At 64.9% G+C, this 15,595-nt stretch carries 11 protein-coding genes; 9 read left to right on the top strand and 2 right to left on the bottom strand.

Going from position 1 to position 15,595, the window contains the following annotated elements:
* Positions 1-34: 34 nt before the first annotated feature.
* The gene (locus I3J27_RS09850; protein ID WP_270168155.1) at positions 35-1,834 is read right to left on the bottom strand and encodes a thiamine pyrophosphate-binding protein; all 1,800 of its coding nucleotides are present in this window, start codon (positions 1,832-1,834) and stop codon (positions 35-37) included.
* 219 nt (positions 1,835-2,053) lie between these two features.
* On the opposite strand from I3J27_RS09850, the gene I3J27_RS09845 reads away from it, so the two are divergent.
* The 4 genes from I3J27_RS09845 to I3J27_RS09830 all read left to right on the top strand — a co-directional run bounded on the left by I3J27_RS09845 (position 2,054) and on the right by I3J27_RS09830 (position 7,796).
* Positions 2,054-2,971, top strand: coding sequence for an IclR family transcriptional regulator (locus I3J27_RS09845; protein ID WP_270168152.1), 918 nt, complete (start codon positions 2,054-2,056; stop codon positions 2,969-2,971).
* 142 nt (positions 2,972-3,113) lie between these two features.
* Positions 3,114-4,358, top strand: coding sequence for an ABC transporter substrate-binding protein (locus tag I3J27_RS09840; protein ID WP_270168147.1), 1,245 nt, complete (start codon positions 3,114-3,116; stop codon positions 4,356-4,358).
* A 25-nt stretch (positions 4,359-4,383) separates the two neighbouring features.
* Positions 4,384-5,259, top strand: a complete 876-nt coding sequence (locus I3J27_RS09835; RefSeq protein ID WP_270168145.1) for a branched-chain amino acid ABC transporter permease — start codon at positions 4,384-4,386, stop codon at positions 5,257-5,259.
* Positions 5,256-7,796, top strand: a complete 2,541-nt coding sequence (locus I3J27_RS09830) for a branched-chain amino acid ABC transporter ATP-binding protein/permease (protein ID WP_270168143.1) — start codon at positions 5,256-5,258, stop codon at positions 7,794-7,796. The genes I3J27_RS09835 and I3J27_RS09830 overlap by 4 nt, the downstream gene beginning before the upstream one ends.
* A gap of 6 nt (positions 7,797-7,802) precedes the next feature.
* Here the strand turns inward: I3J27_RS09830 and I3J27_RS09825 are convergent, their stop codons facing one another.
* Positions 7,803-8,777 (bottom strand): Bug family tripartite tricarboxylate transporter substrate binding protein, encoded by a 975-nt coding sequence (locus I3J27_RS09825; RefSeq protein WP_270168141.1) that lies wholly within the window; start codon positions 8,775-8,777, stop codon positions 7,803-7,805.
* A 405-nt stretch (positions 8,778-9,182) separates the two neighbouring features.
* Between I3J27_RS09825 and I3J27_RS09820 the strand changes: the two genes are divergently transcribed.
* The 5 genes from I3J27_RS09820 (at position 9,183) to I3J27_RS09805 (ending at position 15,526) form a co-directional block, all read left to right on the top strand.
* On the top strand, positions 9,183-9,785 hold the full coding sequence (locus I3J27_RS09820; protein WP_270172646.1) for a hypothetical protein: 603 nt from the start codon (positions 9,183-9,185) through the stop codon (positions 9,783-9,785).
* Positions 9,786-9,814: 29 nt separating this feature from the next.
* Complete coding sequence (locus I3J27_RS39180) at positions 9,815-10,051, top strand: HGGxSTG domain-containing protein (RefSeq protein WP_370691970.1); 237 nt, start codon at positions 9,815-9,817, stop codon at positions 10,049-10,051.
* A 456-nt stretch (positions 10,052-10,507) separates the two neighbouring features.
* Positions 10,508-13,327 (top strand): patatin-like phospholipase family protein, encoded by a 2,820-nt coding sequence (locus tag I3J27_RS09815; protein WP_270168139.1) that lies wholly within the window; start codon positions 10,508-10,510, stop codon positions 13,325-13,327.
* A 283-nt stretch (positions 13,328-13,610) separates the two neighbouring features.
* The gene (locus tag I3J27_RS09810) at positions 13,611-15,125 is read left to right on the top strand and encodes a CYTH and CHAD domain-containing protein (protein WP_270168137.1); all 1,515 of its coding nucleotides are present in this window, start codon (positions 13,611-13,613) and stop codon (positions 15,123-15,125) included.
* A gap of 32 nt (positions 15,126-15,157) precedes the next feature.
* On the top strand, positions 15,158-15,526 hold the full coding sequence (locus I3J27_RS09805) for an avidin/streptavidin family protein (protein WP_270168135.1): 369 nt from the start codon (positions 15,158-15,160) through the stop codon (positions 15,524-15,526).
* The last annotated feature ends 69 nt before the right edge of the window (positions 15,527-15,595 follow it).

Raw genomic sequence — 15,595 nt, 5'->3', positions numbered from 1 at the left:
GGTATGTTTCTGATTGGTGATTTGCGGACTGCGATCAGCCCGGCTGAAAGCGCGTGCCGATACCGGCCTTGCTCTGGCCGAGGCCCGGCAATTCCCAGACACCGGCGCCGGACGGATTGACGTCGGCAGCAATGTCCACGTCGATCAGATAGGGCCTGTTGGCGGCGATGCCCTTGCGGATCGCTTCGCCGAGATCGCCGGCGCGATCGACACGCACGCCCTCGACGCCGCAAGCACGCGCCATCGCCGCGAAATCCGGATTGTAGCGCTCGCCCGTTTCAGGGTGCTTGAAGTCGGTCGCAAGCTCACGCCCACCGAGATAGCCGCGCTGAAGCCCGCGGATCGAGGCATAGGCGTAGTTGTTCCAGACCACCCAAACCACGGGCAGATTGTACTCGACCGCCGTGCCGAGCACGTTGGCGTGCATGAAGAACGCGCCGTCGCCGCACACGGACACGCAGGGGCGGTCAGGCGCGGCGAATTTCGCGCCCATCACGCCGGCGACGCCAAAGCCCATCGGGCCGAACCCCATCGAGCCGATGAGCGAATCCGGCCGCTTCGGCTTGCAGAAGCCGAGCAGCCAATTGTGGTGCACGCCGATGTCGGAGACGAGGATCGCGTCTTCGGGCAGAGCCTTGTCGATCTCGGCGGCGGCGCGCTGCGGATTGATCGGCGTGGTGTCGTCGGAGAAGCCGGGCGCGACGAACTTGTCCCACTCCTTGCGATAGCCGTCGATCTGCGCCAGCCACCTCTTGCGCGCGTCGGATTTCTTGAAGAGGTTGTCGCGGCGATCGAGCTCGGCATGGACCTGGCGCAGGAAGGTGCGCACGTCGGCCATCAGCCCGAGCGCGACAGGGTAGTTGCGGCCGATCTCCTCAGGGTCGATGTCGACGTGGATCAGCCGCGTCGGCGGGATCGTGAAGGAATAGCCGGGAATCCATGAGCTCGAGGTGCGGTCGTCGAAGCGGACCCCTAGCGCGAGCAGCACGTCGGCCTGGCGAGCCGCGTGGTTGGCCTGGTAATGCCCGGCGCGCGCGACGAGGCCGAGCGCGAGCGGGTGATTGACATCGATCGCGCCGAGACCGCTAGCGGATGCCGCAACCGGAATCTGAAGCCGCTCGGCCAGCTTGCGCAATTCATCCGCCGCGCCGCCATAGCGCACGCCCTGCCCGACCAGCATCACCGGCCGCTCCGCCGAGAGCAGCATGTCGACCGCCTTCTCGACGCCTTCAGGATCGGCGCCGCAGCGGCTGGAGATGTTGGCACTCCACTCGATCGCCTTCGGCGCTTCTTCCGCGGCCGATTCCATGAAGACGTCGAAAGGCACGTCGACCACGACAGGGCCCGGCCGCCCCGTGATCATGGTCTTCCAGGCCTGCCGCACTGCGAGCGGCACCATTTCGCCGCGTGTCGGCTGAAACACCTTCTTGCACATCGTGCGCACGGTGGACGGGAAGTCCGCCTGATAGTGCCGGTACATCTCCTGGAACGCGCCGCGATTGAACTGACTGGTCGGCACGTTGCCGGTGATCGCCATGAACGGCACAGAGTCGAGGAAGGCGTTGGCGAGCGAGATCGGCAAATTCGCCGAGCCCGGCCCGCACGAGGTGAAGGTCGCCGTCGGCCGGCCCGAGACGCGGTAATAGACGTCGGCCATGAAGCCCGCGACGCTCTCATGGTGCACGGAGATCGTCTTGATCTCCTGGGAGCGTTCGTACAGCGCGTCGATGAACTGGATGTTGCCGTGGCCGCAGAGCCCGAACACCTGCGGCACCTTTTCCTGGATCAGATAGTCGACAATGACCTGGGCGCCATTGAGCATGTTTTTCGACATCAACCAGCCTCCTCTCGGCCCACGACTTCTTATGGACCGATGCAGAGAACATGGCGGTCGTCGCTGAGCCGCGGGCACCCTATTTCTCATAATGCTGTACGTCAATTTATATTGTGATAGTCTATTGACCTGAGGAAACGCGGGCTCGACTCCGACGGCTGCGTGGTTGCGTGCTACTGTCGCAGCATCGAGTCACGACGGATTTGCAAGAAGGGGGCCTTGTCCTTGAGATCGCGCACCAAGCCGACGACCGGCGACAAGCCCGCAAGCCCGCGCAAGGCTGCGGTTGCGAAACTGGTCCCTGGCCCCAAACCCGAGAGCGACGACGACGCCGAGGACAAGCAGCGCGGCGGCGGCGTTCAGTCGCTCGGCCGCGCCTTCTCGATCCTCGAAGAAGTCGCACGCCATCGCGAGGGCATCGGGCTTGCGGAACTGAGCAAGCTGGTCGGCCTGCACAACTCGACCACCTTTCATCTCGCAAAGACGCTGGTCTCGCTCGGCTACCTCCGCCAGGAAAAGGACAACAAGCGCTACCGCATCGGCCGTCCCTTGTTTGCGCTCGCCGCAAGCGCGCTCGACGAGATCGAGATGGTGAATGTCGCAACGCCGGTGCTGGAGGAGCTGTCGCGCCAGACCGGCGAAAGCGGCCATTTTGCCGTGCGAATGGGCGATGCGGTGATCGTCATCGCCCGCACCAGCGGCCCCGGCGCGTTTCAGCTCACCGACCGTGTCGGCGTGGTGCGGCCCGCCCATTGCACCGCGCTCGGCAAGATCATCCTGGCCTCGCTCCGCCCCGAGCAGCTCGCGCGGTTCATCGATCGCGTGGAGCTCAAACCCTCGACGCCCAAATCCATCAGCAATGCCGCCGCGCTGATGCGCGAGATCGCCGAGGTGCAGCGCACCGGCGTCGCCTTCGACGACGGCGAGTTCAATCCGGAAGTGCGCTGCGTCGCCGTGCCGGTGACCGATTTCACGGGGCAGGTGATCGGCGCGCTCGGCATTTCCGGGCCGATCTGGCGGCTCTCCAACCAGGCGCTGCACGCTGGCGCGCAGGTGGTGCAGGCCGCCGCCGACCGGCTGTCGGCCGAGTTCGGCGCCAAGGACCGGGCGCACAAGGCGCTCTCGCAAAAAGCCTGAGACCTGCAGGCAGGCGTCGATTTTGCCGGTTGACACCGGCAATGGCGTTCGTGATTATCCTCCAGCATTAAAACAAGGTCTCTCACAATATCGGATACCCGATCTTGAAGGGAGGCACGCGATGCACCGGGAGGAGACAGACATGATCCGCTACCCGCGACGGACGGTGTTACGGGCGGGCGCAGCCTTCGTCGGCGCGTCCGCACTTGGGTTTCCCGCAATCGTGAGGGCCCAGGCCGAGAAGATCCGGATCGGGCACCTGACGCCGCTCACCGGCTTTCTCGGCGTGATCGGCAGCTACGCGCAGCTCGGGGTGAAGCTCGCGGCCGAGGAGATCAACCAGTCCGGCGGCGTGCTCGGCAAGCCAATCGACCTGCTCTCGGAAGACTCGATCAATCCGGCCACCGCCGCCACCAAGGCGCAGCGCATGCTGGAGCAGGACGGCGCGGTGGTGCTGCTCGGCGAAATCTCGTCCGCGTCCTCGCTCACCCTCATGCAGGTCGCCGAGCGCAACAAGAAGGTGTTCTTCTCGACCGGCGCGCGCTCGGATGCGCTGCGCGGCAAGAACTGCAACAAGTACTCGTTCCACTGCGACATCCCGAACACCGTGATGGTCAACGCCGTCGGCACCGCGCTGTCACAGAAGGGCATGGTGAAGGGCAAGAAGTTCTTCACGCTCACCGCCGACTACATTTTCGGCCACGACCTGCTGAAAGCGGCCAAGACCTTCTTCGGTGCGCATGAGGCCAACCTGATCGGCGACGAGCTGATCGCCACCGACGTCACCGATTTCAGCCCGTATCTGCTGAAGGTGCGGCAGGCCAAGCCCGATGTGGTCTGCTGCAACCTCGCCGGCAACCAGGTGACCAATCTCGTCAAGCAATATGCCGAGTTCGGCTTCCCTTATCCGCTGGTGGGCTTCAACCTCAACACCGGCGATGCCTGGGCCGCCGGCGCGGGCAATCTCAGCGGCACCTGGCCGACGGTCTGGTATCATACGCTGAACAATCCGACGTCACAGGCTTTCGTCGCGTCCTTCACCAAGAAGTACGGCAAGCCGCCGGAGAACCACGCCTGGATCGACTACATCACGCTGAAGCTGCTCGCGGAGGCGATCAACACGACGAAGTCGACCGATAGCGGCGAGCTGATCGCCTATTTCGAGAAGCAGGCCCAGTTCGACATCGGCAAAGCGCGCAAGGCTTACTTCCGCAGCTGGGATCACCAGCTGGTGCAGGAGGCCTATCCGTTCACCGTCAGGCCGAAGGACCAGATGAAGGACCAGTGGGACATGCTGGTGCTCGGCGACGTGGTGCCGGCGGCGAACGATCCGCTGGAGACGATCTATCCGACCAAAGAACAGAACCCCTGCGAGATGAAGGCCTGAGGCGACCACGCGGCAAGGACGCAACATGCAGTTCGAGTTCTTGCTGGAACAGGTGGTCAATGGTCTCGTGCTCGGAGGCTATTACCTGCTCATCGCGCTCGGGCTGTCGCTGATCTTCTCGGTCGGAGGCATCGTCAATCTCGCGCATGGCGCCTTCTATGCGCTCGGCGCCTATGTCTGCGTCGAGCTGACCAGGCGCCTCGGCTTCGGCGCCTCCGTGGTGATCTCGCCGTTCGCGGTCGCCCTGCTCGGCATCCTGTTCGAGCGCTTCATCCTGTGCCGCTTCTACACCGCCGATCCCATTCTCAGCCTGCTCGTGACCTTCGGGCTTGCGATGGTCGCCGAGCAGGCGATCCGCATGATCTGGGGCGCCGCGCCTGTCTCCACCGAGATCCCGCAGAGCTTTCGCGGCTCGGTGATCGTCGGCGATTTCCTGTTCTCGCGCTATCGCCTGCTGATCCTGGCCGTGGTCGCCGCCATCCTGCTCGGCATCTGGCTCCTGCTGCAAAAGACCTCGTTTGGCCGCGTGGTACGCGCCGGCATCCAGCGGCCCGACATGGTCGCCGCCCTCGGCATCCGCCTGCAGCCCTACATGACAGGGATCGTGATGCTCGGCGTCGGCATGGCCGCGCTCGGCGGTGCTTTCTTCGCGCCGATCACCACCGTGCATCCGGCGATGGGCGCCGAGATCATGACGGTGGCCTTTGTCGTTGTCGTGATCGGCGGGCTCGGCAGCTTCTGGGGCGTCGTCATCGCCGCCCTCCTCGTCGGCGTGGTGCGCGGCATTGCCATTCATTTCGAGCCTGCCGCCGGCGAGGCCTCGATCTACATCCTGATGTTCCTGGTGCTGCTGGTGCGCCCGCGCGGCCTGCTCGGCGAACGCATCGAGAAGTTCGAATGAGAAGCGCCTCCGCCATCGAGAGACTTCGGCCGCTGATGATCGCGGCTGTCGCGGTCATCGCGCTTCCGTTCCTGCTGAAGGCATTCGGCCTGTCGCTCAACACCGGCACCTGGATCGCCGGACTCGCGATCGCGACCATGGGCCTCAATCTTTGCATCGGCTATACCGGCCTCGTCTCGTTCGGCCACAGCGCCTGGTTCGGCATCGGCGCCTATGCCGCCGGCCTGATCCAGCTTCGCTACTTCCCCGGCGAGATCTGGCTGCCGCTGCTCGGATCAATGGTCGTCGTCGGAGTCGCCTCGAGCCTGATCGGCATGCTGATCCTGCGCCGGCGGGGCGTCTATTTCTCGCTGTTGACCTTGGCCCTCGCCGCGCTCGTCTACACCACCGCCTTCCGCTGGACGAGCCTCACCGGCGGCGAGGACGGGCTTGGCGGGCTCAAGCGCGGCGGCATCGGCCCCGTCAGCTTCGACAATGCGCTCACCTATTACATCGTGGTCGCGGCGATCGGCCTCGTCGTGCTCTACGTGCTGATGCGCCTCGTGCGCTCGCCATTCGGACATGTGCTGGTCGCGATCCGCGAGAACCAGTTGCGGGCGAGCTTCCAGGGCTATCCGGTCGAGCGCTACAAGCTTGCGGTGTTCGTGATCTCCGCCGTCGTCACCGGGCTCGCCGGCGCGCTGATCGCGTTCCTGAACTATCTGGTCTCGGCCGAAGCCGTCTCGGTGCCGTTCGCCGGCGAGCTGCTGGCGATGGTGGTGATCGGCGGCATGCGCAGCCTCCTGGGCCCCGCACTCGGCGCGCTGTTCTTCATCCTGTTCCGCGAGCTGTTCTCGATCTGGACGTCGGACTGGCTGTTCTGGTTCGGCCTGACCTTCGTGGCCTTCGTGATGTATTCGCCCGGCGGCCTCGTCGGCATCGGTTCGCTGATCATGCGGCGGCTCCGTCCGCCGGCGGAAGAAACGGCGGCCATGAGCCGGCGCAAGATCTATGACGGCCTGCCGCTCCCGGACTTCCTGCGGCCGGAGGCACTGAAGGGCACCGTGCTGGAAGTCAGCGGCGTCTCCAAGAAATTCGGCGGCATCCGCGCGGTCGAGAACGCCAGCATCAAGGTTGCCGCCGGCGAGATCCACGCGCTGATCGGTCCGAACGGCGCGGGCAAGACCACGCTGTTCAATCTGGTTTCCGGGCTCTACACGCCCGACCATGGCATCATCCGCCTTCAGGGCCGCGACATCGCCGGCGTGCCGGCGAACCTGATCTGCCATCAGGGGCTGGCGCGCTCGTTCCAGATCACCAATCTGTTTCGCGGGCTGACGATCTACGAGAATTTGCGCCTGTCGCTGCAGGCGCAGCGGCCGATGCGCTTCAACATCTGGAACGACATCGACGCGTACGACGAGATCCACGCCGAGACGGCCGCACTGACAAAATTCCTCGGGCTCGAAGGCATCGAGGAGATCGAGGGCGGCGAACTCTCCTATGGCGGGCAGCGGCTGGTCGATCTCGGCATCGCGCTCGGCTCGAAGCCGCAGGTGCTGCTGCTCGACGAGCCGCTCGCGGGCCTCGCCGCCGCCGAGCGCGAGCGCGTCTCCAACCTCGTCAGGAACATCGCGGCCAACATCCCCGTGCTGATCGTCGAGCACGACATCGACCGCGTGCTCGGCTTCTCGCAGGTCGTGACCGTGATGAACCAGGGCGAGGTGCTGATGTCCGACTGCCCCAGCGCGGTGCGGGCCGATCTGCGGGTCCAGGAGATCTATACCGGCAAGGGCATTCCTCCGATCGAGCATCGGCGCAGCCTCGAGGAAGCCGGCGAGCGCGAGACCGTGCTGCGGCTCGACCGCGTCAACACGTTCTACGGCAAGAGCCACATCCTCAACGACGCCGCGCTCGACGTGCGCGAAGGCGAAATCGTCGCCCTGCTCGGGCGCAACGGCGCCGGCAAGTCGACGCTGCTCAAATCCATCGCCGGCCTCGTGCCGGCGGCGTCAGGCAGCATCGACTATCGCGGCACCGATATTGCGCACCTGCCCGCCGCCGACATCGCACGCCGCGGCGTCGGATATGTGCCGCAGGGGCGCGGGCTGTTCGCCGGCATGACCGTGCGCGAAAACCTCGCGCTCGGCCGCCTTGCCCGCAAGACCGACGGCAGCGATGGCGTGGTCTGGAACGAGGAGCAGATCCTCAGCTATTTCCCCCGCCTGAAGGAGCGCATGAACATCGCCGCCGACTATCTCTCCGGCGGCGAGCAGCAGATGGTGGCGGTCGCCCGCGCGATGTCCGGCAATGTCCGCCTGCTGCTGCTCGACGAGCCCTTCGAAGGACTCGCGCCGGCCGTGACGCTGGAGCTGTTTGGGGTGTTCGACCAGCTCCGCCGGCACATGTCGATCGTGATCGTCGAGCACAATCTCGACCTCGTGCTGGCGCTGGCCGACCGCGTCTTCGCGCTGGAGCGCGGCGCCGTGTTCCACCAGGGACCGGCAGCGCCGCTGCTGAACGATCTCGGCTATCGCAAGCAGATCTTGTGGCTGTGACGCGCCCTACTCCGCCTTGATGTTCGCGGCGACCACGACCTCGGCAAGCTCCTTCGTCTCCTTCGCGATCTTTGCCGCGTACTCAGCCGGGCTGAGCAGGCTGACGACGCCTTGTGAGCCGAGCTTCTCTGCGGCCGCTGGATCCTTGGCCGCCGTGACGATCTCCCGGTGCAGCGTCTCCAGGATCGGCGCGGGCGTCGTCTTCGGCATGAAGAAGCCGACCCAGAACGAGATGTCGAAGCCGGGATAGCCTGCTTCCGCGACTGTCGGAACATCCGGCAGCGCCGGCAGCCGCGCGGCCGACGACACCGCGAGCGCGCGCAGCTTTCCGGCCTTCACCAGCGGCACGGCGGAGAGCGGATCGAACACCGCCAGGACCTCCTGCGCGAGGATGCCGACCTCGGACGCCGCGCCGCCGCGATAGGGCACGTGGATCAGCTTGACGCCGGCCTTCTGGCTGAGCAGCTCCATGGCGAGATGGGCGAGATTGCCGTTGCCGCCCGAGCCGTAAGCGAGCGCGCCGGGCGCCGCCTTTGCGGCTGCGACGAGATCGGCCACGGTGTTGATATCAGCCGTCCTGGGATTCTCGGGATTGACGACGAGGACGAGCGGCGCCGATACGACGGTGGTGAGCGGCGCGAAGTCCTTTTCCGGATCGTAGCGGATATCCCTGAACAGCGTCCTGTTGAGCGTGATCGTGGACGAGTTGCAGGCGAGGATGGTGTAGCCGTCCGCCTCCGCACGCGCGACGCCTTCGGCCGCGATCATGCCGTTGGCGCCGGCGCGGTTCTCGACCACGAAGGGCTGTCCGAGCTTGTTGCTCAAGCGGTCGGCGACGATGCGCGCGACCACGTCGACCGGGCCGCCGGCGCTGAAGCCGACCACGATCTTGACCGGCCGCACCGGATATTTTTGCGCGAGAGCCTCGGTCGTCACGCACAATCCGGCGACGATCGCCAGCAGGCGAAGCGTTCGTTGCATTCGTTCTCTCCCCGGACGCTCGCTGCCGCTTTTGCATGACGCGGCGCATCCTGGTTCATGATTAGCGGTCGCACCGGTTTTCGCAATCGCGTTTGCGCGCCGGCATTCCGCCGCGCGGCACGAGAGGCCGGCTTCCAAACAAAAAATGCGAAAACAACCCCATGCACAGTAGGCGGCGCCAGCGAGAACAAGGACTTACTGGCCTCGCAACGCGGTTTTGACTCGTCGGGCAAAACACTGGCAGAATGCCATCATCGCAACCATCGTCTGCGTCCCCACCGGAATGGCCGAGGCCACGCCGATGCTGTTGCGCGTAAGCCCTTCATCAACATCCCGAAATTCGCATCCGCGCGCAGCGAGCGAATGCTCGCTCGCGCGTGCCTGCGTCAGCAAAGGACATCGCACATGACGACAGCTCTCGAACGCCACATCACCTCGCCGCTTGCGGCGGACCATCGCAGCGGCCCCACCGCGAGCCCGCGCGTCAAACTCTACAAGCGGCGCATTGCGATCCACCATCCGGACCCGCAAGCCGGCGAGCGGTTGCTGGCCGAGGCGCTCGGCGCCGTCGACCGTGACGCGCTGCACGGCATGCTGAGGCAGTTGGTCAAGGCCAGCGCGACCGGACAGAAGCCCGACGAGGCCAATCTCGCCTTCATGATCTCGACGATCAAGAGCATTGCACCGAAGGATTCCATCGAAGCCATGCTGGTGCCCCAGATGGTCTCGGTTCACGTGGCCGCGATGCGCTGCGCATGCCGGCTCGCCTGCACCGACGATCTTCCGCAACAGGAAAGCGTCACCCGCGCAATGACCCGGCTCTGCCGCACCTTCGCCGCTCAGGTCGAGGCGCTGGGCCGCCACCGCAACAGCGACGAACGCGCGATCACGGTGCAGAACCTGTCGGTGCAGGACGGCGGACGGGCGATCGTCGGCAACGTCACCCAGCATGCGAACGTGCTTGCCGCGGAGGCGGAGCCGAGGGACGCAAAAGGCGCCAACCTGTGACCAGCGATCATGCCCGCGACACCGGCCCGATGCGGGCGAGCCCGCGCTGCGGCGCCACGACGCGCCACGGCGCTCCCTGCTGCGCGCCGGCGGCGCGGGGCAAGATGCGCTGCCGCATGCATGGCGGCGGCCGACGATGCGGCGCACCGAAAGGAAACGGGAATGCGCGGAAACACGGACTGTTTTCGCGGGAAGCCGCGGCCGAGCGGGGACAAGTGCGGCGACTGCTTGACGAAGCGCAAGAGCTGCTGCGCCAGCTGGAGTGATTTCCCCTAAGACGCCGCCGTCGCTCTCTCGACTTGGGCGACGTCTCTTTGCTCTGCCCCTGCGACAACCCAACGTTGATAATATACCCACCATTGTGAAGTACTTCACACGCTTGCCGCCGCCCATATCGCTAGCCTGTACCCGCCGAGGCCACGCTTGCCCGCCGACCAGGAGGAATCCTGACGGCAGCGCTGAATGAACCGCCTGGGCCATCGCGATGAAACGGGGCTGGTGTCATGGGGGCATTGAACCTTTCGCAAGTCCTTTGGGAAGAGCGACGGGCGCTCGCGGGCGCTCCTCTGGCATTCCGGCCAAAAGACGAGAAAGATCCGGAACCCGGTCCTGCGTCGGTACCGACACAGCCGGGGACCGAGGTCTCGCCAATACCAACCTACGACTTGTCGATTTCAAATCGGCCAGGATCCGAAGCCTCGCCAGGGTCGTTGCCGCCGCCGATGGACCCGGTCCCCGAGAAACTTCTCGACATCTACCGACAGCTCAACACGGACGACCGATGGGCGCTGTGCCTTTCCGGCGGCGGGATTCGCAGCGCGGCGTTCGCGCTCGGCATCCTGCAAAGGATGGCGGCGCTGGAGGTCACGTCGAAACGCAAAGACGAGAAGGAGGCCGGCCCGGCCCTGACGCAGTTCGAGTATCTGTCGACCGTGTCGGGAGGCGGCTATATCGGCAGTTGGCTGTCGGCCTGGCTCTGTCGGGAGCGCAAGCTCGGTGCTCCCAATCCGGTGGTTTCCGCACTCAATCAGCGATACACCGTCGATCAAACCAGGGATCACGAGGAAGCAGAGCCGGTTTCCAATCTCCGACGCAATTCCCACTTTCTCGCTCCGAGCTTTTCGTCGATCTCTCCCGACCTGTGGAGCGACGTCGCCGGCGTCCTGCGCAATCTGTTCCTGAACTGGATTCTGCTCGTCCCGCCGATGATCCTCGCGGTGCTCATCACCAAGGCTCTCTCCTTTGCCGTCATCGACGCCCACAAGATCACGACCGACAATACATCGGGGTGGTTTCTGGGTCTGATGATCGTACCGACGATCTGTTTCCTGATGTCCTTGTCATTCTCCGCCGCGAACCGTCCCGCGCGCGGATGCATCAATGTCCCGCAACCGCGGTTTCTCCTGTGCGATCTCGCACCCTTCCTCATCGGAGCCGCGTTGCTGGTTTTCGTATTGCAAAGCCAATACGGCCTGTCGACGCTCACGAAGGTGACCGATACCCTTGGATTCAAATTCGACGCGCAGGTCAAAGGAGCTCGATTCTACTTCAACGTGATCATGCGCGGCGCCATCCTCGGCGTTTTGTTTTTCTTCTTGTCCTGGGTGCTGGCGCGTGCATGGCCATTGGTTTTCGGAAGGTCAGCCCAGCAATCGCTCGCGAAACGTCCCAAGCATCCCTGGATCGACCTTTTCGCGTGGTGCGTCGCCGGCGCGGCTTTCGGCCTGCTGAGCGCCGCAGGACTCGCTCTGCTTTGGTATTACAGCCCCCCGGGGGCCGATACCGCGGCAGCGCGCTTTGCCTGCGTGCTCGGGCTGCCCTGGATCGTGATGGCGCGCATCGTCGCCGACGTGATCTATATCTCGTTTGCCGAATCCCTGTCCGAGGTGGACGTAGGCCTCGAATTTCAGGCCCGGTCGAGCGGGCTCTTTACGCTGGCCTATATTGGCTGGCTGCTCTGGTTCGGACTCGTGCTTGGCGCGCCACCGGCCGCAACATGGATCGAGGGCATGCTGGGCATCGCGACCGTCCCCTCGCTTGCAACAGGGGGAGGTATTTCGGGCCTGGTTTCGGTCATCCTGGGCGCGAGCTCGAAGACCAGGGCCGCCGCCGAGCAGGTATCGGGCTTTCGCCAATATCTCGGGCTCAACACGATCGCGGCGATTGCGGCCGCAATTTTCGCGGCAGCGCTGGTCGCCCTGCTGTCGATCGGTTGGGACGCCGCCTTCAAGTCTTTCGAGGCCGGCGCCGATCATCTGCCCTGGATGGTCGTGATCGTTGCAGGTCTCTTGCTTGTGCTGTTGATCACCGCAGCCTCCCGTGTCCTCAGCATCAACCGCTACTCGCTCCACAGCATCTATCGGAACCGCCTGGTGCGTGCCTTTCTCGGCGCGTCACGCCACGAGAAGGATCGCGACAAGACGAAGAATGCCTTCACGGATTTCGACAGCAGCGATAGCCCGTATCTGCACGAGCTCTGGGAACACGGCGTTCAACCACGCGGGACCAACTGGAAGCCGTTCCACGTCATCAGCGGAGCGCTCAATCTCGTGTCGTCCAAGAACCTGGCGTGGCAGGAACGGATGGCGGCGCCGTTCACGTTCTCGCCGCTGCATTGCGGCAGCGGCAGCGCGGCGTTCTCGGATGGGGCCTACCGCACGACCTACGCCACGACCAAGCAGCCGCATCCCTACGGCGGGCCGCCGCTTGGCCTTACGCTCGGGACCGCCATGGCAATTTCCGGCGCGGCCGTGAGCCCGAGCATGGGCTACAATTCATCGCCGGGGGTCGCCTTCCTGATGGCGCTGTTCAACGTTCGCCTTGGCTGGTGGCTGGCCAACCCGCGCGGCGACAATCCCGATTACGCGAAGGCCAAGCCTCCCTTTGCGCTCCGGCCGTTCTTCATGGAGATGTTCGGCCTGACCAGCGAGACCGAACGCTGGGTCTACCTCACGGACGGCGGGCACTTCGAAAATCTCGGCCTCTACGAGATGGTTCGCCGGCGCTGCCGGGTGATCGTGGTCAGCGACGCCGGCTGCGATCCCGATTACACCTTCGAGGACCTCGGCAACGCGCTTCGCAAGATCTGGATCGATCTCGGCGTGCGTATCGACCTGCGGGGCCTCGACCTGCTGAAGAAGCGCTTCACCGAGCGACCGAGCCCGGCGCAGGACGGGCCCTACTGGGCAATCGGCGATATCAGATATAGCGAGGCCGATGGCGGCCAATCGCAGGACGGACTGCTGCTGTATTTCAAGTCGGGCCTGCACGGCACCGAGCCCATGGGCGTCCTGAGCTATGCGATCGCCCACGCGACCTTTCCGCACGAGACGACGCTGAACCAGTTCTTCTCGGAATCGCAATTCGAGAGCTACCGCGCGCTCGGATACGAGATCGCGGAACGCGCATTCAAAACCGGCGGAGGGCTTGCGGTCGACGCGGCGACGGGAGCAGCCCCGACGTTCCTCTCGATCGTGAAGAAGCTCAAGAGCGAGATCCCGCCGGAAGGCAAGCCCGTCGCGGCGGTGTTGGGAACGCATTAGATCACGGCGTCAGCAGGCTCTCTATCCAACCCTCATCTGCGCCGCTGGTGTCCGCTCGACCTCGGCAGCAACGTCGGTGGTGATCTCGCGTAGCCAGGACAGCGCTGGGTCCATATGGAACGAGGCCGGCCCGCCGGCCTCATGGCGACCATTTGTCGTGCTCCTCGCGATAGGCCTGCTCGTTGAGACGGTCGGCAATCTCCTCTTGCCCGGATTGAAATGCTCGCAGGAGGGAACTTCCCGCGCCCGCGCCACTTTGGTTCGGTAACGGAAAGAGCTTCCCATGAACGCAGAGACGGAACTGAAATTCCGGATTGCGCCGCGAAGATTATCCTCAATCCTGCGAGACAACGGCTCGAGCGGGCGCCGCCGCGAGCGGTCCGAGCAGACGCTCGTGTCGACTTATTTTGATACGAGCAAGCACAAACTCAGGCGTCACGGCGTGACGCTGCGGGTCCGCAAGGTCGAGGGCCGCTACGTGCAAACCGTCAAGGCGGGCGGCACGGGAGGCGTGACACGCGGCGAATGGGAGCACGAGGTCTCGGGTGCAAATCCCGATCTCAAGAAGACAAGGAATACGCCTCTCGAGGACCTCGCCAGCCGGAAACTTCCTCGTAAGCTGAAGCGCGTCTTCGAGACCGACGTTCATCGCACCGCGCTGGAGCGACGGGTCCGGAACAGCAAGATCGAACTTGCGGTCGACCGCGGCCGCATCAGCGCCGGCCGCCGTTCACGACCTGTTGCCGAGCTGGAGCTGGAATTGAAGTCCGGGCGTGTCGCAGACCTGTTCCGCCTGGCCCGCGACATCGAACGCAAAACGGGTGCGGAGCTTGATCTGCGCTCGAAGGCCGAGCGAGGCTACCAGCTTGTCGCGGGAAGCGGCGGCGGTGCGCAACGCGCCGAGCCGATCGAACTGAAGCCCGAGCTCGCGCCGCGCGAGGCGTTCCGCGTCATCGCTCACTCGACGCTGCGTCACGTCACGGCGAATGCCGATCCGGTGCGTGACATGGACGCCGAGGGCGTTCACCAGATGCGGGTCGGCCTGCGGCGCCTGCGCGCGGCGATCTCGCTGTTCGCCGACATCCTGCCGCAGGCGAGCACGGCACGGATCAAGACCGAGCTGAAATGGCTCACGGGCGAGCTGGCGCCGGCGCGTGAAATCGACGTGTTTCTGAAGGAGAGCATTCAGCCGATCACCGAACGGGACGTTCCGCGACGCGGCGCGCGCGCGATCCGCGCGAAATTCTCCGCGGAACGGCAGGCGGCATTCCGGCGTGCTCGCGACGCCGTTGCGTCGGCGCGTTACCGCCGCCTGCTGATCGACGTGATCGAATGGATCGAAGCCGCGCGGCCTCACGCCGACGATGACCGCGCGATCGCCGCCTACGCCGCTGATATGCTCGACCGGCGCATCCGGAAAGCGCGAAAGCAGGGCAAGCGCCTGAACGATCTCGATCCGATGCAGCGCCACAAGCTGCGGATCAGGATCAAGAAGATTCGCTATGCCGTCGACTTCTTCAAGAGCCTCTACAGCGATCGCAACCAGAAGGAGCTCGCAGGACTTGCCGACCGGCTGAAGCAGATTCAATCCGCTCTGGGATCGCTCAACGACTTCATGACGCACCGCGAGATGGCAACGGAGGCTGCATTGGCGGCGCCTCCTGCGAACCGCCGCGCCCAGGCTTTCGCATCCGGGGTCATCGTCGGCCAGGAACGCGAGGCGGCTCGCGAGCTGATGAGCGATGCCTCGAAGGAACTGCATCGATTGCGGCGGCTGCGCGTCGCGCCGGGCAAATGACGTTGGAATAGAAGTGACCGTGGAGAACCGGCATGTCATGGGTCGGCAGTTGGCGAAACCAGTTCGGCTCCGTCTTGCGCATCATCAGCGAAGTCGAGGGGCGCATCGAAGGCACGTTCGAGACCGCGCTCGAAGACAGCGGCTTTTACGGGCAGACAGTGCAGGTCACCGGGTTTCATCGGGGCAATTGCATCGGCTTTACCGCAGTGGGCTCGTCGGCGAGCGGCGACCGCGTCGTGACATATGCGGGATTGTTGCGTCACGGCAAGATGGAGACCACCTGGTTCGTGGTCGCCGACCAGGCGCTGAGTGCCGCCAGCGAAGGTGATCCGGCCAAGCTCCAGCCGCTGAACTGGTGGCGCGCCGTGACGACCAACGTCGACACCTTCGAGCGGACGTAGCACTCGGCCTCCGTCCGCCCGTACATGCCCTCACCGACAACTTGCCTGGCGCCGACGACGCGCTCCAAA

Origin of the sequence: Bradyrhizobium xenonodulans, assembly GCF_027594865.1 — a bacterium.
Lineage (GTDB): Bacteria > Pseudomonadota > Alphaproteobacteria > Rhizobiales > Xanthobacteraceae > Bradyrhizobium > Bradyrhizobium xenonodulans.
This window is presented reverse-complemented; position numbering and strand designations above follow the sequence as displayed.